The sequence below is a fragment of the Micromonospora sp. NPDC049048 genome, assembly GCF_043197615.1.
Classification (GTDB): Bacteria; Actinomycetota; Actinomycetes; order Mycobacteriales; family Micromonosporaceae; genus Micromonospora.
On record NZ_JBICTM010000014.1, the window covers coordinates 55217 to 74572 of the forward strand.

The 19356-nt window shown below is 67.7% G+C and carries 15 protein-coding genes and 4 pseudogenes; 7 read left to right on the forward strand and 12 right to left on the reverse strand.

What is annotated here, in order from left to right; all coding sequences use genetic code 11:
* Positions 1-8: 8 nt before the first annotated feature.
* Positions 9-496: pseudogene (locus tag ACGFIG_RS29835) on the reverse strand (transposase); the annotation flags it as partial.
* Positions 497-561: 65 nt separating this feature from the next.
* Here ACGFIG_RS29835 and ACGFIG_RS29840 point away from each other — a divergent pair.
* Positions 562-1014: a hypothetical protein gene (locus ACGFIG_RS29840; RefSeq protein ID WP_393008556.1), complete on the forward strand. Its 453-nt coding sequence runs from the start codon at positions 562-564 to the stop codon at positions 1012-1014.
* Between the two features lie 1542 nt (positions 1015-2556).
* Here the strand turns inward: ACGFIG_RS29840 and ACGFIG_RS29845 are convergent.
* The 6 genes and pseudogenes from ACGFIG_RS29845 to ACGFIG_RS29870 form a co-directional block, all read right to left on the reverse strand.
* Positions 2557-3189 carry a hypothetical protein gene (locus ACGFIG_RS29845; RefSeq protein ID WP_393008558.1) on the reverse strand — a complete coding sequence of 211 codons (633 nt, stop codon included), beginning with the start codon at positions 3187-3189 and terminating at the stop codon, positions 2557-2559.
* Between the two features lie 19 nt (positions 3190-3208).
* Positions 3209-4454: pseudogene (locus tag ACGFIG_RS29850) on the reverse strand (IS256 family transposase).
* A gap of 611 nt (positions 4455-5065) precedes the next feature.
* Entirely contained in the window at positions 5066-6403 is a 1338-nt protein-coding gene (locus tag ACGFIG_RS29855) for a DUF6907 domain-containing protein (RefSeq protein WP_393008560.1), read from the reverse strand.
* Positions 6404-6664: 261 nt separating this feature from the next.
* Positions 6665-6775 carry an RNaseH domain-containing protein gene (locus tag ACGFIG_RS29860; protein WP_393008590.1) on the reverse strand — a complete coding sequence of 37 codons (111 nt, stop codon included), beginning with the start codon at positions 6773-6775 and terminating at the stop codon, positions 6665-6667.
* A 33-nt stretch (positions 6776-6808) separates the two neighbouring features.
* Positions 6809-7612, reverse strand: coding sequence for an IS3 family transposase (locus ACGFIG_RS29865; protein WP_393008562.1), 804 nt, complete (start codon positions 7610-7612; stop codon positions 6809-6811).
* Between the two features lie 726 nt (positions 7613-8338).
* Entirely contained in the window at positions 8339-8725 is a 387-nt protein-coding gene (locus ACGFIG_RS29870) for a hypothetical protein (RefSeq protein WP_393008564.1), read from the reverse strand.
* 1160 nt (positions 8726-9885) lie between these two features.
* On the opposite strand from ACGFIG_RS29870, the gene ACGFIG_RS29875 reads away from it, so the two are divergent.
* The 4 genes and pseudogenes from ACGFIG_RS29875 to ACGFIG_RS29890 all read left to right on the forward strand — a co-directional run.
* On the forward strand, positions 9886-10893 hold the full coding sequence (locus tag ACGFIG_RS29875; RefSeq protein WP_393008566.1) for an aromatic acid exporter family protein: 1008 nt from the start codon (positions 9886-9888) through the stop codon (positions 10891-10893).
* 287 nt (positions 10894-11180) lie between these two features.
* Positions 11181-11291 carry a transposase gene (locus ACGFIG_RS29880; RefSeq protein WP_250100356.1) on the forward strand — a complete coding sequence of 37 codons (111 nt, stop codon included), beginning with the start codon at positions 11181-11183 and terminating at the stop codon, positions 11289-11291.
* 58 nt (positions 11292-11349) lie between these two features.
* Positions 11350-11583: a hypothetical protein gene (locus tag ACGFIG_RS29885; RefSeq protein ID WP_393008568.1), complete on the forward strand. Its 234-nt coding sequence runs from the start codon at positions 11350-11352 to the stop codon at positions 11581-11583.
* 225 nt (positions 11584-11808) lie between these two features.
* Positions 11809-12318: pseudogene (locus tag ACGFIG_RS29890) on the forward strand (M23 family metallopeptidase); the annotation flags it as partial.
* Positions 12319-12633: 315 nt separating this feature from the next.
* On the opposite strand, the gene ACGFIG_RS29895 reads toward ACGFIG_RS29890, so the two are convergent.
* The gene (locus ACGFIG_RS29895; protein WP_393008570.1) at positions 12634-13758 is read right to left on the reverse strand and encodes an IS256 family transposase; all 1125 of its coding nucleotides are present in this window, start codon (positions 13756-13758) and stop codon (positions 12634-12636) included.
* Positions 13759-14146: 388 nt separating this feature from the next.
* On the opposite strand from ACGFIG_RS29895, the pseudogene ACGFIG_RS29900 reads away from it, so the two are divergent.
* Positions 14147-14477 (forward strand): annotated as a pseudogene (locus ACGFIG_RS29900) (DUF1622 domain-containing protein); the annotation flags it as partial.
* Positions 14478-15136: 659 nt separating this feature from the next.
* On the opposite strand, the gene ACGFIG_RS29905 reads toward ACGFIG_RS29900, so the two are convergent.
* Together ACGFIG_RS29905 and ACGFIG_RS29910 are read right to left on the reverse strand one after the other, a co-directional pair.
* Entirely contained in the window at positions 15137-16105 is a 969-nt protein-coding gene (locus ACGFIG_RS29905) for a peptidoglycan DD-metalloendopeptidase family protein (protein WP_393008572.1), read from the reverse strand.
* Between the two features lie 448 nt (positions 16106-16553).
* Positions 16554-16823, reverse strand: a complete 270-nt coding sequence (locus ACGFIG_RS29910) for a hypothetical protein (RefSeq protein WP_393008574.1) — start codon at positions 16821-16823, stop codon at positions 16554-16556.
* Positions 16824-17462: 639 nt separating this feature from the next.
* On the opposite strand from ACGFIG_RS29910, the gene ACGFIG_RS29915 reads away from it, so the two are divergent.
* Positions 17463-17708, forward strand: coding sequence for a hypothetical protein (locus ACGFIG_RS29915; protein ID WP_393008576.1), 246 nt, complete (start codon positions 17463-17465; stop codon positions 17706-17708).
* A 285-nt stretch (positions 17709-17993) separates the two neighbouring features.
* Here the strand turns inward: ACGFIG_RS29915 and ACGFIG_RS29920 are convergent, their stop codons facing one another.
* On the reverse strand, positions 17994-19124 hold the full coding sequence (locus ACGFIG_RS29920; RefSeq protein WP_393008578.1) for an FUSC family protein: 1131 nt from the start codon (positions 19122-19124) through the stop codon (positions 17994-17996).
* 35 nt (positions 19125-19159) lie between these two features.
* Positions 19160-19356, reverse strand: a 197-nt coding sequence (locus ACGFIG_RS29925) for a sensory rhodopsin transducer (RefSeq protein ID WP_393008580.1), incomplete at its 5' end; no start/stop codon positions are given.

A 19356-nucleotide genomic window follows, 5' to 3' on the forward strand; every position in this document is an offset into this window, starting at 1 on the left:
GGTGTTGGTCAGGCTGCGCGGGTAGCTGGCTGGCCCCAGCGTCGTTGTCGTTCGCTGCGGATGCGGGCGCGTTCGCGGCGTTGGGCGGCCAGGACGTCGGGGTGGCGGGCATTGGCGTTGCGCCAGCGCAGGTAAGCCTGCAGTTTCCGGGTCAGCGCCGGGTGGTTCGAGTGGTTCGAGCCGGCGATGACGAAGGTGCGTAGCGGCCCGAACTGGGCCTCGATCGGGTTGGCCCAGGAGGCGTAGGTCGGGGTGAAGCAGAGCTCGACCTTGTTCCGGGCCGCCCACCTGCGGATCTTGAGGCCTTTGTGCGCGGACAGGTTGTCCAGGATGACGTAGATCGGTGCCCCGTCCGGGCGGGCTGCGCGGATCGACTTGAGCGCCGCGAGGGTGTTCGCGGCGCTCTTACGCCGCCGCACGACGCCCCAGAGTTGGTCGTCGCCGACGGAGTAGCAGCCGTGGAACTGCCGGACCCGTGCAGCTTGTGGTAATTCGCGCCTGATCACCGACAACCCGGCCCGAGGTCTGGAACTACCCCCTCGGGAACGCCTCCAGCCCGAGGTGTGGACCGACGCCCGCGTCGCCGAGTGGAAGGCCATCGGCGAGCGCCCGGTGATCGCGGTGTGGACAGCCGCGCAGCTCGCCGCCTTCCTCGACTTCGTCCGCGACGACACCCTCTACGCCCTGTGGTGGCTGATCGCGCTGCGCGGACTGCGACGCGGCGAGGCCGCCGGGCTCCGATGGGCCGACGTCGACCTGCACGAGGGGCAGCTGTCGGTGGTCCGGCAGCGGACCACGGCCGGGTACGACGTGCACGAGGGACCACCGAAATCCGCGGCCAGCCGCCGCCTGGTCGCGCTCGACAAGCACACCGTGCAGGTGCTGCGCCAGCAGCGACAACGGCAGCAGGATCGCCGCGCCAGACGCGTCGACGCCAACAAGGTGTGCCACGACAGCGGTTACGTGTTCACCAGCCCCGACGGACTACCCCTGCACCCCGGCTACCTCCCCTAACGCCTGCGGCTGCTCGTCGACCGCGCCGGACTCCCACCGATCCGGCTGCACGACCTCCGACACGGCGCGGCCTCACTCGCCCACTCCGCTGGCGCGGACATCAAAACCGTTTAGGACCAACTCGGACACGCCAACATCCGCGTCACCGCCGACATCTACACCACCGTCCTACCGCCAGCCGCGCACAAGGCCGCCGAGATCACGGCCTCCTACCTCATCGAGGCCGGCAAACCCGGCGCGGAGATCAAACGACAGATCGACCGCACCCGAGACACCGACGACGGCACCGCCCCAGCGCCGACCAAGCCACACCCGGAACCGGACATCACCGGGGCAGGAGCCCGAAAGCCACCGAAGCACACACCCCAACTGAGGGTGCCGCGGCGCCGCACCCAACAGCGCGCGAAAGCGCGACGAGTGCTCACCAGCCGACAGCTCACCAACCACCAGGAGCTCGCCGGACAACCCGCTCCCACAAGTCACTAGGTCCAGTGTTCACACAGAGTCCCAGCCATAGGTTCACCTGCGGCTGGGACTACTGCACTGCTGACACGGCGTCGGCCAAACGCGATCCGGCCCCACGACCATGCGGCCAACAGACCATCCCCACGACGCGACCAGGCCACCGACACGGTTCCTGCCCCGCCTCGCCGACTCGCTGAGCAGACGTAACACGCCAACGCGAGCAGGGTCGCCGACGAGGTGGACAAGATGCTCGACGAGCGGCTCTTCGCCCAGCCTGCGGTCTCGGTCGATGTCGTCTCTCGTGACTGGAAGCATCTGAGCAGTAATCAGATGGGTCGGGCCGCAGGGGTGCCGCCAGCGCATGCCGGACTAAGGCCGCTACCTGCGAAAACATGCGCCCCCGCCTCCTGGGCCTCCCATTTTCACATTCAGATATCCCACATACCGAGACCGTGGTGCTCCGATGGTGCTCGGCTGCCCAGAAGCCGCCCGAGCGGCGCGACCGCGAACCAAAGCGCCTCTGAGCTGCTCAAACGTGGGTCACAACCGCGACCCACACATGACCCATACGAAGGCAGGGAATATAGCCGATCGGCTATATTCCCTGCTCAAGTGGTGCGCCCGAAGGGACTCGAACCCCTAACCTTCTGATCCGTAGGAGGAAGGGTAACCCACCTTCCCCACCGAATACAAAGTCTCATAGCTCGTACTGTATTGCAAGCCCTTCGTCCACGCGGAGGGCTTTTTGTTTCGGCTGGTCCACGCGCTGCAGGCGACGGGCAGGGTGATGGGCTCGCCGCTGCCGGGCTCACCGTGCTGATTTCGACCCGCCCGTGCTCGACCGGTGCCGAACATCCGAGCACCATCGGAGCACCATGCAGGCCGCGATATCCCTCGGATCTGAGCGCCGAGGGTTCTGGCGATGTCGACAATTGGGTAGCACGCACGCTTCCCAATGACCGCCTTCATCTCCCGCTTCACTCGGACCGAGGCGGGACCGCTGGCGCCACCCACAGACCTTGGCGCGGTGATCCGCGCTTCGATGACAGCGGGAGCGGGCGGCCGAGTGCGGCGATGTTAGTCGTCTTCGGGGTCGGCGAACCGTAGTTCGGCCGCCGACTCCGCCATGGCGGAGTCGTCGAAGTCCGGTAGCGCCCGTTCCGGCAGGTGCAGGTCGGCGTCCGGGTCGATGCCCTCTGAGCTGCCGATCAGGTCCAGTAGGAATTCCTCGGCACCGCGCAGCAGTACGGGGTCCTCCGTCCAGAAGCCGAACTCGAGGCTGCGTCGTGACGACGCCGTGAAGTTCGCTGACCCGATCCAGAGTCGCTTCGGGGTGAAGGCGGTGACGTCGGCCGGCCCGAAGTCGTCTTCGTCGTGTTCCCAAAGGTGGCCGAGTAGCGCCAGCTTGGCGTGGAGGATCGGTGGCATGGACCCGTTGGCGCCCACGCCCTTGCGGTAGCCGATCGTCCGCACGGTCGGGATCATCTCGTCGCCGGGCGGCAGCGACCACCCGGGTCCGATCATCGGGGGCTCACCGTCGACCAGTGAGGTCAGTTGCTCCAGCGGGGAGAAATAGCACACCGGGAGACCGGACGCGCGGGTGTTGAGGTCGGCCAGGCGGCGAAGCTTGTAGGGCAGATCCGGCGGCTGCACCTTCTTGTCCCGGGCCTGCTTGGTCACGTCCGCGCTGGTGGTGTAAGAGACGGCCATCGCGTGATCCGGTCTGATGTTATGCGGCGATCGGTGCCGCGTCGGGCTGGTCGGTGTCGTGTTGGCTGGTGTCGAGGGTGATCAGGCGGGCTTTGGTCAGGAGTTCCAGGCCCATGTAGCGGCGTCCTTCGGTCCATTCATCGGTTTGCTCGGCGAGGACCGCGCCGACGAGGCGGATGATCGCTGGCCGGTTAGGGAAGATCCCGACGACGTCGGGTGCGGCGGCGGATTTCCTTGTTCAGGCGTTCCTGCGGGTTGTTGGACCAGATCTGGCGCCAGATCTCGCGTGGGAAGCCGGTGAAGGCGAGCAGGTCGTCGTGGGCGGCGTCGAGATGCTCGGCGGCGGCTGGGAACTTCGCCTCGATCGTGGCGACGACCCGCTGGAACTGGGCTTGGACGGCGTCGGTGTCGGGCTGGTCGAAGATCGTGCGGACAAGGGTGGCGATCCACGGCTGCGCGGACTTCGGCACCTTCGTCAGCAGGTTGCGCAGGTAGTGGGTCCTGCACCTCTGCCAGGACGCGCCGGGCAGGGCCGCCCCGATCGCGGCCACGAGGCCGGCGTGGGCATCGGAGATGACCAGACGCACGCCGGACAAGCCGCGGGCGGTCAGCGACCGCAGGAACGCCAGCCAGCCGGCGCCGTCCTCATCCGAGGCGACGTCCACGCCGAGGACTTCGCGCGCGCCGTCGGCGTTGACCCCGACAGCGACCAGCGCGTGGACATTGACGGTCCGGCCGTGCTCGCGGACCTTCATGGTCAGGGCGTCCATCCACACGAACGTGTAGTGGGCGGCGTCCAGGGTCCGGTTGCGGAACGCCTCCACCTGCGCGTCGAGGTGCGCGGCCATCTCCGAGACCTGCGACTTCGACAGCTGCCGGATGCCGAGCTGCTCGACCAGCTTCTCCACCCGCCGCGTCGAGACCCCGAGCAGATACGAGGTGGCGACCACCGAGACCAGGGCATGCTCGGCCCGCCGCCGGTGGGTGAGCAGCCAGTCCGGGAAGTAGCTACCGTGGCGCAGTTTCGGGATCGCCAGGTCGATCGTTCCGGCGCGGGTGTCCCACTCCCGAGGCCGGTAACCGTTGCGGCAGTTGACCCGCTCATCGCTGCGCTGCCCATACGCGGCGCCGCAGATCGCGTCGGCCTCGGCGGACATCACCGCCTGCGCGAACGTGCGGATCATCGCCTGCAACATGTCCGGCGACGCGCCCTCGATCTGCTCGCGCAGCAGGTCAACAGGGCTCACACTCTCTGAAGCGGCCATCGCGTCCTCTCTTCCTTCTCTGACTTGGTCGTCTTGAAGGATCGACGCGATGGCCGTCTCTCATCTACGCAACACGCCCATCACGGGGCAAGTCGTACACCACTCCCGTGGACGCAACCCCTCGAACGCCCAGCCGCAGCCGGGTGGCGCGTGGCGGCATGGCTGAGAGTCGTTGCGGTTGTTCTCCCCTGCGGAGTACAGCCCGCTGCCGGGGGTGGGGCATGCCGCGGCAGGAGGGTGAGGAGTTCCCGACCGCCGGGCACGTCGTGGACTATCTGCGGGGCCTACGAGCAGCGCTACGACCTTCCGGTGCTCCGGCCGGTCCGGGCTCAGAAGGTGCGGTGAGCCGGGGAGCGCCTGGCGGTGCAGACCGGCGCCGGGGAGTGGCTAGCCCGGTACGTCATTTCGGCCACCGGGACGTGGGAGTGCCCTACGTGCCCGACATCCCGGGGCCGTGCGGAGTTCGCCGGCCGGCAGCTGCACACGGTGCACCACACCTCAGGATCAGGGGCCACTGGTTCTACGTCATCTGCACGGGTTGAGCCGTCCCCTGGATGAGTGGCCCGGACCTCGTTGCGCAGGGTCCGGACCGCTCCACATCCTCGCTGTGGTCAGGCTTTGACTGCGGTGTTGTTGTGGGCAGCGCGGGATGCGGCGATCAGTGACGCGCCGAGGTTCGCCGCTTTCTGAGGGGTGAGCCGGATCGTCGTGCGGTCCCAGAAGCCCGACAGCAGCGATGCGGCCAGGTTCCGGACCGCGTTGTGGTTCATCCCGTCGAGCTTGGTCATGTCGGTGGGGCGCTGTTCCGGGTTGTCGATGGCCAGCGTCACTGATGGCGGCTCGTCGTACCCGTCGGGAGAGTTGAACGCCTGAAGGTCGACCGTCGCCACCTTGATGTCGTTGGCACATTCGTGGTGCTGGCCGTACACGGCGGCCACGTGCCGGTCGTGCAGGCGGACGCCGTCTTCGGTAAGGCACTCCCCACCGCACCACACCGGGCACTGCGGCTCGGCCGGCTTGGCGGGTGGAAGCAGGTAGCCGGCGTGCGACCACATCGCGAAGTCCACCATCGCGTCCAGCACCTGCTCCTCGGTGCAGTTCAACCGCACAGCCTGCTCAGCGACGCTCAGACCCTGCTGGGTAAGTCGCTCGGCGACCACGCCGCGGAACACGCTGATCTTCTGCTCGGCCGTCAGGCCCTCGTCGTGGACCACCAGATCGGCCACGGTCTGGTCGAGGCTCGGCCGGTATGGCCTCGGCGCTGGACCGGCCAATCCGGCCTCGACCAGCTGGTTGTCCGTATCGCGCGCCATGGCCACAACTCGTCCGACCGCCGTCCGCACCTGCTCAGCCTCGTCCAGCGTGAGCCGCAACGCCGCCGTCGCGCCCTCGATCACGAACTTCACCACCGGCTCGACCGCGTCGGCGTGCTGCTCCAAGTCGACCTCCAGCCCCGGCGGCCGGTACGTCCCATCGCTGCACGACTCGCCGGCAGTACTCACTGAGCTGTGTAGCGACAACAGCACAGGCGGCGAGTCGTCTGGCCAGTGGATGCGATCCTCGAGATGGTCGCCGTCCTGGTGCGTCGCGACACACCAGGAAGGACACGCCCGCCTCAGCCAGTACGGCCGGTGCGATCGGCGGGCTTCCATTACCGCCTTCCTAATGGAGGTGGCGAGGTAGCCGGCGTCGGCCAGACTGAGCGGATCCGGAGCGGACACGACCAACTCCGCTGGGGTGTTCTCCTCGGGCTGGTCAAGGTGCTCCAGTGAGAAAATCTCCACCGCCATCCCGCCGACCTCACCCTTATGGGTCTGCATCACCATCCGGGAGTGCCCCCGGGCCCGGTCGCCCGGACTACCCAACTCCTCCTCGGCATGGACCTTGACACACCATGGCGGGCAACCGCCGAGGTGGGCCGTGATGTTCGAGCTCACGATCTGGTTCAACAGAACGACCATATCGATAGGTTCACACGTGGCTATTGTGGGAGGACGGACACCGTGTCCACCAAGCTGGCAGCGTGGTAACCGGAACCGGTGCTCAACGGGGCGTTGTGGTTTGAGAATCGGGCATTGCGATGCGCGGGGTGGGTGGTAAGCCTCCCCGTCCTCCCGATCGGCGGTCGCGCTGTGCCGCGTGTGCCAGAGTCTCGGTCCAGTATGCGTGTAATGACCGGCCGTGTGCGGGCCCTCTCGGCCGTTCACACCTCAGCGTGCAGCCGTCTTGCGCCCGGGATGGTCCTCCAGGATCTGTCGAGCGAGGTGTACGGGCGCGGGTCGGGCTGTCCGCCCGTCCCAGGCCAGCGAATGCCCACACAGCCGTGAGTTCCCCCCGCTTTTATGGAGCGGTGGTTACCTGCTGCCGGCTGGCGCAGGGGTGACGATAGTTGGTTCGGCTGGTTGCGTCTGGCGGCTGTGCCAGGCGGTCTCGTACTCGTTCGGGCTGAGGTAGCCCAACTCTTTCTGGATGCGGCGGGTGTTGTACCAGCCGTCGATGTAGGCGAAGATCGCGTTCTCGGCCTCGTCACGGGTCCGCCATGAGGTGCGGTAGACGAGTTCGATCTTCAGGGTTGACCAGAAGTTCTCCATGAGGGCGTTGTCGTAGCTGTCGCCGACGGAGCCCATCGAGGGCAAGATTCCGTTGTCCTGCAAGCGTTCCGCGAAGCGGAACGACGTGTAGTTCGACCCGCGGTCGCTGTGGTGGATCAACTGGCCGTCGCAGACGTCGCGGGACCAGATGCCGTATTCGAGGGCGGCGAGGATCAGGTCGGTGTCGCAGCGGTCGGAGGTCTTCCATCCGACGATCCGGCGGGAGAACGCGTCGCGGACCGCGGCGAGCCAGAACACGCCCTCGCCGCACGGGATGCGGGTTGCGTCGGCAACCCAGAGCCGGTTCGGCCCGTCGGTGGTGAACTGCCGATTCACCAAATCCGGCGCCGGCGTGTGCCGTGGATCCTGCTTCGTGGAGCCGCCGCGCCAGCCGCGACGCAGGAACGCCCCCTGCCAGCCCTGCTCGGCCATCAGCCGCTCGACGCGTTTGCGGCCCACGCGAATGCCGTCGCGGCGTAACTGCCGGTGGACCCGGTCCGCGCCGTAGGTGCGCCCCGATGTCTGCCAGATCTCGTAGATGTTCGAGGTCAGCCCCAGGTCGACCACGTTCCGATCACACCGAGTTGCTCGGCCAAGCGACGGATCACCGGCTTCGGGTCCGACTCGCGGTACAAGCGCACAGCGCGCTGACGTAGCGCATCGGGGTACTTCTTCGGTGCTGCCACGGACGACTTCCTCCCCACGGCCATCAGACCATGATCAAGAAGCTTCATGAAAGCGGGGGTGGCTCAACCAGCCCCAGCCCGACCCTGCCCGTGACCGGCGACAACACGACCCGACTGTGGTGGCTGCTCGCCATCGGCGCCACCATGGTCACCGTCGGCGGTACCGCCTCCGTGCTCCTGCGTCGGAGCAGAACCGCGAGTGACGGCTGACGCCAGCACTCTGAAGTAGGTCACCGCGAGGGGTTCTGGCCTATAGGCCAGAACCCCTCGCGGGGCTGTCTCGCCACCCCACCGCAAGCGAGCCTGCACTGCACCCGACCCACACAGACGACGCCGCCGGTGGAGTACCGGGCTGGTAGCAGGCCAGTGCCACCGCACGGGGCGGTGCCGTAAGCACCGGACGGCACGAAGCCGCCCCGCCCACCGGAGGGTGAGCGGGGCCGCCGCGGTTTGGCGGACCTACAGGGCTGAAGGTCTTCGCGCTCCTTCGTCTGCAGGGCTACCGACCAGGACGCCGAGCGCCTGCCACCGGGTGTAACGGGTGGTCCCCTTCGCCCGGTTGCGGCTGCGCTCTGGTCGTCACCCGATTCAGCTACTGCAGTCTGGGTCAGGCAGTGCGTTCCGTTGCGGTGCCGTCGATGATCTTGTCGCGGACGAATCCGCTGCTGATCGCGACCTGCTGAAGCTGGGTGTTCTTCAGCAGACCGACGTAGGCGCCTACAGCGATGCCGAAGTTCATGACTACCGCGTAGCCGACCTCGACCACGTTGAAGGCGATGCCTGCCTCTGTGGCAGCCAACCACGCCTCCAGAAACGCCTTCAAGGCGGCCAGTGCGAGCAGCACCAGGCCCTTCGGACCGGCCGACCACGACTGTCGCATGAACAGCGCCGCCGAGAGCGGCAGTAGGATAGTGAGGGCGAGCGACAGCAAGCCCGCGAGGTTGGGGGTGAACAGGTACGTGGGCAGCTCGGGCAGGACAATGCTGGGGCCCATGGTCCCTCCTCGGGGTGAACGCTGAGGCTGCCGATAATGGTCGTCGTGCTGCCGTGCGCGATGGTGCGACATCGGCCGGATCGCCGATCTCGTCACCGGCACCCTCACGCCCACCGACCTCGGCACCTGGCTCGTCCCTGACGAGCGCCGCCGACCGACCATTCTCGCCGCAGTGGCCCGGATCTGGACGGAACACGCGTTGTTCTTCGGCGACGCCTTCCTGCTCCCGGACGGCACGGCCGCGACCGTCTGGTTCCACCGCTACCGCCCCATCCCGCCCCCGCCCGATACGCCGACTGTCTCGCCGATGAGTGCGGCGCACGTCAGGACCGGTTCCTCCAGTTCGACCGGGCACTCGCCGCGCACCGTCCCACCGAGGCGCACAACCACCTCGCGCTGCTCGCCGCGCCTGACCCGACGGACTCGAACCGCGCTGCGGCGATCCTCGACGGATCGCAGCGCTGGATGGACACGCTCAGCCTGCCCACCCCTACGCCGAGGTTTACACCGACACCGACCGCGACCTGTTGCAAGGACACGGCTACACCCAGCGGGACACCTTCCCCGCCGACGGCCACACCACCACACACACCATGTGGCGGCCCTCGCCGTTCTGGACCGACCGGTCCAACCGCAACACCCGCTCACCCCTGCGGCCTCCGCCCGTCCGACCCCGCAACAACCCATCAGCCCGGTGGGCGCCGCGCTGATCCACTGACCTGGCCGGGGCCACCATCGCCGCCCCGGCCAGCCGGGCCGGAATAGCTTCTACGTTTCAGGGTCAGGCGACGGACGCCGAGGTCGACATCGCCACCTCCTGCGAACATCACCGATGGCACCACCGCGTCCGCTGCTTGTGGGCCCGTCCTGACCTGTCGGTCTACGACGTGACGTTGCAGGCGCACCTTACTCGAAAGAATGCCACGCGGCCGTGTACGCCCTGCGAGCCGAAGGACTGCCGATCAAGGCAACGGCCCGCCGCCTTGAGATGAACGTCAGAACCTCCCGCAAGTACGCCCACGCCGCCGCCGAGGCGTTGATCGGCCCGAACGCCAGCAGCCGACTCAGCGTCCTCGCCCGTTCTACTCCTACCTGCGACAACGCCTCGCCGACGGCGTCCACCAGACAGCCGTGCTGCACGGGGGAGATCGTGGCCCGCGATGCTCGCCTGGGTGGTCGCTCACCATCTGCTGCGTATCGAGGAGCCCACATTCGCCCCGGGCGCCGCGGTGGCGGTGATCGGCGCTTCGTTGGCCAAGCGGGCCCGACGCACCGTCGAGCTACTTCTGGGCATCGGCGTCGGCATCGCCGCCGGTGACCTGCTGATCGCCCTGATCGGCACCGGGGCGTGGCAGACGGGCATCATTGTCTTCCTGGCGATCACTGGTGCCGCAGCAGCCCGGGGCACCGGCCTGCTGATGACTCAGGCCGGTGCCACAGCGGTCCTGGTAGCGACGCTCACTCCGGCCAACCCCGATCTGGAGCTTCCCCGGGCGATCAACGCCCTGGTCGGCGGCCTGGTCGGGTTATTCGTGATGCTGGTCTTGGCGCCGCTCAACCCGCTGCGCACCGTCCGGCGGGTCGCCGGCTCCGCCTTGGATCTGTTCGCCAATCAAATGACCGCCTGCGCTGAGGCCCTGGCCAATGGTGACGCTCGTCGAGCGGAGGTCCTGCTGAAGCACATGCGGAACTCAGAGTCGAAGCTGATGCAGCTTCGCGAGGCGGTGTCCGCCGCCGAGGAGGTGGTCCAGTTTTCCCCGCTGCGGTGGCGCCGCCGGCAGATCGTGTACGCCTACCGAGACGGCGTCGAGCATATGGAGCGGGCTTACCGCAACAGCCGGACACTGGTGCGCCGCGCGGGCACGGCGCTGCGGGATGCCGAACCGGTGCCGCCGGACCTGCCCGCCGCTATCGAGGAGTACGGCACGGCGGTGCGGCTGCTGCACCGCGCGTGTCTGGCTGGTGAGGAACCAGTCCAGGCCCGCGAGCGCGTGCTACATGCGGTGCGGCTCGGCGGCAAGGCCTGCCGGCACGAGATCGGCTTCTCCGGGACGATCGCCGTCTCTCAACTGCGTATCGTCGCCAATGAACTACTGCGCTCAACGGGTGTGCGGCGCGTCGAGGCCCGCACCCTCGTCCGCCGCGCCGCCGCCGGACAACCAAGCTGAACTGCCCGCCCACTGCCGGCACGTCACGTGCGACGGAGGGCGTAGTTCTTGCCTGACCGCCCGCGGCGTGTCCGGTCTTCGCCTGGTCATCTCCGAAGCTCAGGCTGGCGCAAGCAGGCCATCAGAGCCGCCCTGCCCGGCGCGTTATGACAACGCTGCCGCACCCACTACCTGTGCAACCTGCTGACCATGGTGCCCGAGTCCGCGCAGCCTTGGATCGCCACACCCGTCCGTACGATCTTCGTCAACCCGACACCGACGCCGTCCGAGCCCAGTTCGACCGGGTCATGGCCACCGTCGAAGCCAAGTTCCCGGTTGCGGCCGAACACCTCGACACCACCCGCGACAACCTCGTCGCCTCCACCGGTTTCCCGTGCGGGATCTGGCGGCAGATCTGATCGAGCAACCTGCAGGAACATCTGAACAAGGAGGTCCGTCGCCCCCCCCAGGGCCGTCGTGATCCTCCCGTACCGTCCGGCCATCATCCGCCTCGCCGGTGCCGTGCTCGCCGAACAGACCGACGAATGGACCGAAGGCCGCCGCTACATGGGCCTGGAACTACTCGCCAAGCCCATAATCACCGTCGCACCGGCCACCGCGACACCAGCCAGCCCGACCCCTACCCCGATCGCCGCAGACATCGAACTAGATCTCGCGATGGCCATCTTTACACCACCAGCGCGGACATGACCCTCAGCGGCCGGATCCCACTGCGTACCGCGACGAGACGGTAACAGCGACGGCAGGATCCTTCGGTAGGTCTCTGCGTCTCTGGAAGCTATTAACATCCGTCGACGGCGCCCTTATGATCTTCGGACGTAAGTGCATCGGAAGCCTTCTATGACCAACCCCTCAGGATGAACCGTGCGATCGTTCAAGTCCCTCGTCACGCTCGTGGCCGCCCTCGCCACAGCGCTGACCGCCACACTCTTCGTCGCCTCGCCCGCCCAGGCGGCCCCGAACTTCAAGGCGCCGTACCCCTGCGGCCAACGGTGGACGTACAGCCACCACAGCGCCGAGGTGCGCATGGCCCTCGACTTCGTCCGCGCCGACGGTGGTAGCACCGCCGGCGCCCCCGTGCTCGCCTCCGCCGCCGGCACCGCCACCCGCCATTGGCAGTCCGGCGGTGCGGGCAACTACATCGTCATCGACCACGGCGGCGGCTGGAAGACCTACTACTTCCACCTCGCCGCGTTCTCGGTCGCCCACGGAGCATGGGTGAACACGGGACAGCAAATCGGCACCACCGGCAACACCGGCAACTCCTTCGGCGCGCACATCCACTACGAGCAGCTATACAACGGCGTCGGCCAGACCATCAGGATCAACGGCGCCGCACTCGCCTACCCCGGTTCCTACCACCAGTACTACCTCACCAGCGACAACGGCTGCGGCGGCACCGCCTTCTGGACCTGGGGCTCCGGCGTCCGCGTCCGCAGCGACGCGTACCTGTGGGCGTCGACCGTGACCTCCCTGGCCGGTCCCACCCTCGTCAACGTCACATGCCAGAAGCAGGGCGACACCGTCTACGCCGAGGGCTACGTCAACAACTGGTGGTCGCGACTGCGGGACCAGAACGGCTTCATCTCCAACATCTTCATCAACCACCCGGCGCAACAGCTACCGGGTGTACCTCTCTGCTAGTAGTCCCGCGAAGGGACTCGTGTCCCGGCTGTCAGCCCTGCGAGACGAGTCGACACCCTACGGTCCGCGCCGGAACACTCCGGCGCGGACCATGCGTTAAGCCGCGCTGCAACTCGACCTGCTCACCATGGTCACCCAGGCGCGCCTGCCTGACGTACACCCTGGCCTGGCTGCCGATCTAGTGAGTCTTCCAACCTGATCTTGTAGGTCAGGGACGGTGTGCGCAGCCCGGAGATTGATGAGGGCGAGGCTTGTGAAGGCGAGCAGGTCGTCGTGGGCGGCGTCGAGATGCTCGGCGGCGGCTGGGAACTTCGCCTCGATCGTGGCGACGACCCGCTGGAACTGGGCTTGGACGGCGTCGGTGTCGGGCTGGTCGAAGATCGTGCGGACAAGGGTGGCGATCCACGGCTGCGCGGACTTCGGCACCTTCGTCAGCAGGTTGCGCAGGTAGTGGGTCCTGCACCTCTGCCAGGACGCGCCGGGCAGGGCCGCCCCGATCGCGGCCACGAGGCCGGCGTGGGCATCGGAGATGACCAGACGCACGCCGGACAAGCCGCGGGCGGTCAGCGACCGCAGGAACGCCAGCCAGCCGGCGCCGTCCTCATCCGAGGCGACGTCCACGCCGAGGACTTCGCGCGCGCCGTCGGCGTTGACCCCGACAGCGACCAGCGCGTGGACATTGACGGTCCGGCCGTGCTCGCGGACCTTCATGGTCAGGGCGTCCATCCACACGAACGTGTAGTGGGCGGCGTCCAGGGTCCGGTTGCGGAACGCCTCCACCTGCGCGTCGAGGTGCGCGGCCATCTCCGAGACCTGCGACTTCGACAGCTGCCGGATGCCGAGCTGCTCGACCAGCTTCTCCACCCGCCGCGTCGAGACCCCGAGCAGATACGAGGTGGCGACCACCGAGACCAGGGCATGCTCGGCCCGCCGCCGGTGGGTGAGCAGCCAGTCCGGGAAGTAGCTACCGTGGCGCAGTTTCGGGATCGCCAGGTCGATCGTTCCGGCGCGGGTGTCCCACTCCCGAGGCCGGTAACCGTTGCGGCAGTTGACCCGCTCATCGCTGCGCTGCCCATACGCGGCGCCGCAGATCGCGTCGGCCTCGGCGGACATCACCGCCTGCGCGAACGTGCGGATCATCGCCTGCAACATGTCCGGCGACGCGCCCTCGATCTGCTCGCGCAGCAGGTCAACAGGGCTCACACTCTCTGAAGCGGCCATCGCGTCCTCTCTTCCTTCTCTGACTTGGTCGTCTTGAAGGATCGACGCGATGGCCGTCTCTCATCTACGCAACACGCCCATCACGGGGCAAGTCGTACACCACTCCCGTGGACGCAACCATGGCCAAGCCAGAAGCCAAGCGGTGACGAAACGGGCGGTGCTGGCACCTGTTTGGACGTCGGCGCTGGCCGCCTGCCTCGCAGCTGACGGTGGCCAGCAGATCGCGCCAGCTAGTTCGCAGCAGGCCTTGACGCAAGTCTCGGCAGTGCTCGTGCTTGTCGGCGTACCCGGCCTCGACCGGGTGTGGAGAGCCACCAATACCGAAACGGACTTGGGGACAGGGGCATAACGGCATGGGGACCTGTCTGGCGAGAAGTGGCTGTTGGAGATGGTGGATTTCCTGGTTCGGGTAGTCGAGGCTGCCGGAGCTCTGATCACCTTCGCGTCGGTGCGATGGTGGCGCTGGTGCGCTTCGTCGTCGTCGCGCTCCGGGATCGCAGTACCGGGAAGTCCGTCCCGGTGCGTCTGGCCCTCGGCCGGTTTATCGGCCTGGAGTTTTAGCTCGCCAGCGCATCCTGCGGACCGCGACCGTGCCCACGCTGCGGGAGGTCGCCGTGTCGGTCGCGGCGATCCGTACCGCGCTGACCTTCCTCCTCGCCTGGGAGATCAGGCAGGAGCGCCGCGAACTCGTCCAGGCCGGGCACCGTCCGCACGCCGACTCGAACCATACGCAGGTGGGCGTCTGGCGTGAGCAGACTGCTCGGGCGCACCTCGCTTGCCTGCGTCGCGGCGGGCCCGGTGCCGGAGGCGGGGTGCTGCTGGTGTCCCGCAGTGGCCGGCTGCCTCTGGAGACACCCCCGACCTGTGGGTGGCTGCGGCCTAGACGTACATAAAGCGTTGGACCAGATCGCGTTCGCCGGTTCGCTGTTGGTGGCGGGCGCCGTCGCCGCGCGGCCATAGACATTGCTGCTCGACTACGGCGGCCCCGATTGGCCGGTCGTTCGGCGCTTCATCACCGACCAGCGCTTCCTCGTTGCGACAGACCGCACCGCCGATGACGGTACCAATGAGCGCTTTTGATCGTGAGTTTTGGCTGGTCGGGCCGTGATGTAGGGCAAGGATGGCGTTGATGATCGCGGTGGCCCGTCGGGGGCAGCAGCGGAGCTTGGTCAGAATCTTCTAGCAACATCGAATCCTGCTCGGCTACCCAGCACCCTCTGTCACCACCGAGCGCGAGGCCACAGCTCACATTCGGTGGCGACAGAACGTATTCGATGTCGTTGTGTTCATGTGCGTGGCGGTCAGCAAGCTCCGGGTGGCCAACCGCGCGGAGGCGTTCCGCACCGCCCGCGACAACGGCTGGCTGTGACGGTGCCGCTCAGATGAGCACGCTCCACGTCACCGGCCCGACGAGGCCGTCGGCGACGAGGCCGTTGCGGCTCTGGAAGGCACGCACCGCGCTGGTGGTGACCGAACCGAAGCCGCCGTCGACGAGGAGGCTGGCACCGCGGGCGTTGAGGGCGGTCTGCAGGCCGCGCACCAGGTCGCCGGAGTTGCCCTCGCGCAGGGGCAGGACGAGCGCGGTCCAGGTGATCGGGCCGACCAGGCCGTCGGCGTAGAGGCCCCGGCTGCTCTGGAAGCTGCGTACCGCGCTGGTGGTGCCGGCCCCGTAGATCCCGTCCACGACGACGGAGATGCCGCGGGCCCGCACCAGGTACTGGATCACCCGGGGCACCCAGCCCGAGGCGCCCTGGCTGACGCTGGGGTAGCCGGTGCTGCCCACCGGGGCCGTCGAGCCGAGGGTGATGCCCCGGTTGGCCAGGAAGACCCGGGGGTCCAGCGAGGTCAGCCGGGGCCGGTGGATCTCGAAGTGCAGGTGCGGTCCGGTCGAGTTGCCGGTGTTGCCCATCAGGCCGATCAGTTGCCCGCAGCTGACCCGCTGGCCGGCGCTGACCAGCACCCGGTGCAGGTGGCCGTAGTAGGAGAAGTAGCTGTCGGCGTGGTTGATGTGGACGCTGTTGCCGGTGCGGCCGGCCAGTGGGCCGCTCGTCGTGTCGCCCGGGTACGAGTTGGTCTTGACGTCCCGGACGGTTCCGTCGGCGGTGGCGTAGATCGGGGTGCCCTGGCTGTTGGCCACGTCCCAGCCGAGGTGACCGGGCCGGCTGGGGCTCTTGTAGCCGGAGGTCAGCGTGCCGCGGGCCGGGTTGCTCCAGCCGGTGACGGCGGCCAACGCGGGGCTGGGCAGGCCGAGCACCCCGATGCCGGCGCCGACGCCCAGCGCCGTGAACAGGGCGCGGCGCCGTGCCGGTACGTGGAGCAGCTGGCCTGTCTCCGGTGCGTCACACATTGTTGCCTCCGATGTTCGTACCGCGAGGGAGGGTTGAACGATGGGGCCTGAATCGTAAAACTTCTATATCGCCGAGAGCAACGGTGAAAACTTTCTACAGGCTGTCACGCATCGTCACCTCCGTGCCCAGCGATCGTTCGTATGAATAGCCAACAGAGGATCCGCTGCGAGTTGGGACCGTCTTCGAACGTCCAACGTGCAACCCCGTTGGTTCTGAGCATCCGTCGGCAGGCTGTGTCCCAGTGCCTGAGGGGAGGTGGCGCCGATGGGTCGACGCCCGGATGTGTTTGTCCGGCGAGTGTCGTTGACCGATGGTCAGCGGTTGCAGCGAATCGCCCGGACGGCGAAGGACGCGGCGCAGCTGCGTCGGGTGCATGATGTCCGCCCAGGGGTGGCCGGTCCTGGACATCGCTTACCTGCTCAAAACCGGCGAGAACGTTAGGAGTTCTTAGAAGGGCGCGTTGCCCCTACCGCGGATTGACATACGACCGACCTCAACTTGGAACGCGGCGGACAAGAATGCCGCCTCGCGCCCATCCGAGAACCGCAACCGGCCGCCGCAGTCTTCGTGGATCTGGTACAGAGCCCCGCCGTTTCGGCTACGGATCACACCGCCCCAGACGCCGACAGCACTGTCCGTTAATCTTAGAGCCGCGATGCCCTCGATCTCGGTGCCATCGTCGAGGATCAGCGTCACCTGACCGTCATACTTATCCATGACGCAGCACGATAGCCCTCAACCCAGCGCTGACGCGATAGTGCCTGCACGAAATGCCCCCACCATAGGGGATGCGTAGGGATACTGCGAGGCCGGCCTCGGCAGATCACTCTTTGCCGCCGGTTACACGGCTGTGAACGTCGAACAGGGCGCCCCGGGAGGCATCGCTCCACCCGTACCCGGCTGCCGCGGTTTGTCGGACCTACAGGCTGAAGGTCCTCACGCTTTCGTCTGGGAAGGCCACCCACCACCAGGACGTACGCCTGTCATGGGGCATGGCGGTTGCTATTCTCGCCCGTTGAGCGGTGTGGTGTGCGAGAGAGCGCGGCGTTGGTGGGTCACCCGGTCGGCTGACGGGTGTAAGAACAATGCCACCTGCATCACCAAATAGGCGACCACGGACACCGTGGTGATGCCGGCCTGCGTCATCCGTCCTTGCGCGGCGGGCCCACACCACGGCGGAGGAGCTGACGGCCACCCGCCGTGACGGCTGCTCCGGCGGGCGCGCCGGAGCAGGCTGACCGGCCGGACGGGCGAAACAGCTCAGCCGCCGGGTAGCCTTCATCGACAAGACCTACGCCTTCTCTGGCTTCTACTAGCAGCGAGACGGTGAGCTGTCGGCGTTGAAGGGCTCGAGGCGTGGACCGCGTGCTGGTGGAATTCTATGGTGGGCCTCTCGACGGCGAGCAGACAGTGACGTCCGACCTGCCCGTCGTCTGGCCATTGCCAACGTCCGCAACATGCGCCAATCAGCCGGTGACGAACCTCGAGCCGCAGCGGCTGAAGACCCAGATGCTCTACGTACGGCGGATTGACCCGGTGACTGGGCGGTTGGCGGTCAACGAGGCAGGTATAGTTATCTACGACTTCCGCGGCTACCTCTGAGCACCATCACCGCGACGACGTGTGCCTACGTGCTCGACTGAGAGTCAACCCAGGCGCATGTCCCATCACGGCGACGCTGGTCCACTTCACCCGATAGACCTCGCTGGTGACCTAGCGGCACTAGGCGCGGGCGCTAAAGGGGGCGCCGAGAACCAACGGCACCTCTTTGTCACGGCGTTGGCAACAGAGAGGTTTCCAACTTCGTTAGAATATCGATCTTGCATACACGATCTCAACGCCATCGACTACTTTCGGCATCCACCGAAAGTAGTCGGGGTGGCAGGGTCACCCGTAGCCGGCGGCGGCCCGCCGCACCAGCCGGCGTGCCTCCTCGCGTGGGACACCGGTAGCGCGGAGCAGGTCGTTGGCGATGGTCCGTAGTTGGGATACGACGATGGTGCCGGAGAAGCCGATGTCCTGACGGCATGCCTTGCCGGCTTCCCGCACCGCCGCCAGTACCCGCTCCCGAGCGCCCACCGGCTCCTCGACGGCGAGGTATTCGCGGTGCAGCATCCGGACCGCCTCGCCGTAGAGCTCGATGGCGGCGGGCAGGTCGGGCGGCACCGGTTCGTCGTCGCGCAGGGCGGTGCCGATCCGACGCACCAGGGCGCGACTGTTGCGGAACGCCCGTTCCATGTGCTCGGCGCCGTCTTTGTAGGCCGTCAGCACACGGCGGCGGTGCCAGCGTAGCGGTGAGTGGCGGGCAACCTCGTCGGCGGCGATGATGACCTCGTCGAGCCGGTCGAGTTCCGGCTCCGCGTCGCGCATCTCGTCGAGCAGTTCCTCGGCGGCGCGGGCGTCACCGTCGGCCAGCGCTCGCGCCGTGACGGTCATTTGTTTGGCGAAGGTGTCGAGTGCGGGGTCGGCGACGCGCCGTAGCGTGCGCATCGGGTTGAGGGGCACGAGGATGAGCACGACCAGCAGCCCGATCGCTCCCCCGATCAGCGCGTTGAGCGTCCGGGGCAGTTCCAGGTCGGGGTTGGTCGGGGTGACGGTGGCGACCAGCACGCCCGTACCGCCGGCCTGGGCCATCAGGGCGCCGGTGCCGCGCACCGCTGCTGCCACGGCGATCGCCACGAAGACGATGGCGCCGGTCTGCCATGCTCCGGTCCCCAGCAGGTTGATCAGCAGGTCACCCACGAGGATCCCAAGCCCTACGCCGGCGACGAGTTCGACGGCGCGGCGGGCGTGGTTGCCGATGGCGGCGGCGATCACACCGACCGCGGCGGCGGGGGCGAAGGTCGGGTCGTGGCTGCCCAGCAACATCCTGGCCGCCAGCCACGCCAGCGCGGCGGCCAGCCCGGCCTGCACCGCAAGGATGAAGTACGTCTGCAACCGTCGGTAGACCTCCTGGCATTGCTGGCGCAGCCGGGAGTCCGCCTTGGTCGCTGCCGGCTTGCACTGTGAGAGCGCCATGGGCGCGGGTACCCGGTTCGCGGGGGTGCCGAACGTCAGGCGGGATGGGCCATGACGCCGGTCAGCGCGACGACGCCGGGCAGCCGGGTGTCCTGGCGCAGGAACTGCACCACCACCGGCACCGGCGAGCGCAGGACGCAGCCGTAGGGGCGGTCCAGGCGTACGGCCTCCGGGTCGATCAGGTCGTTGACCCGTACGTGGCGGATCCGGCGCGCGCCGACCAGGATCCGGT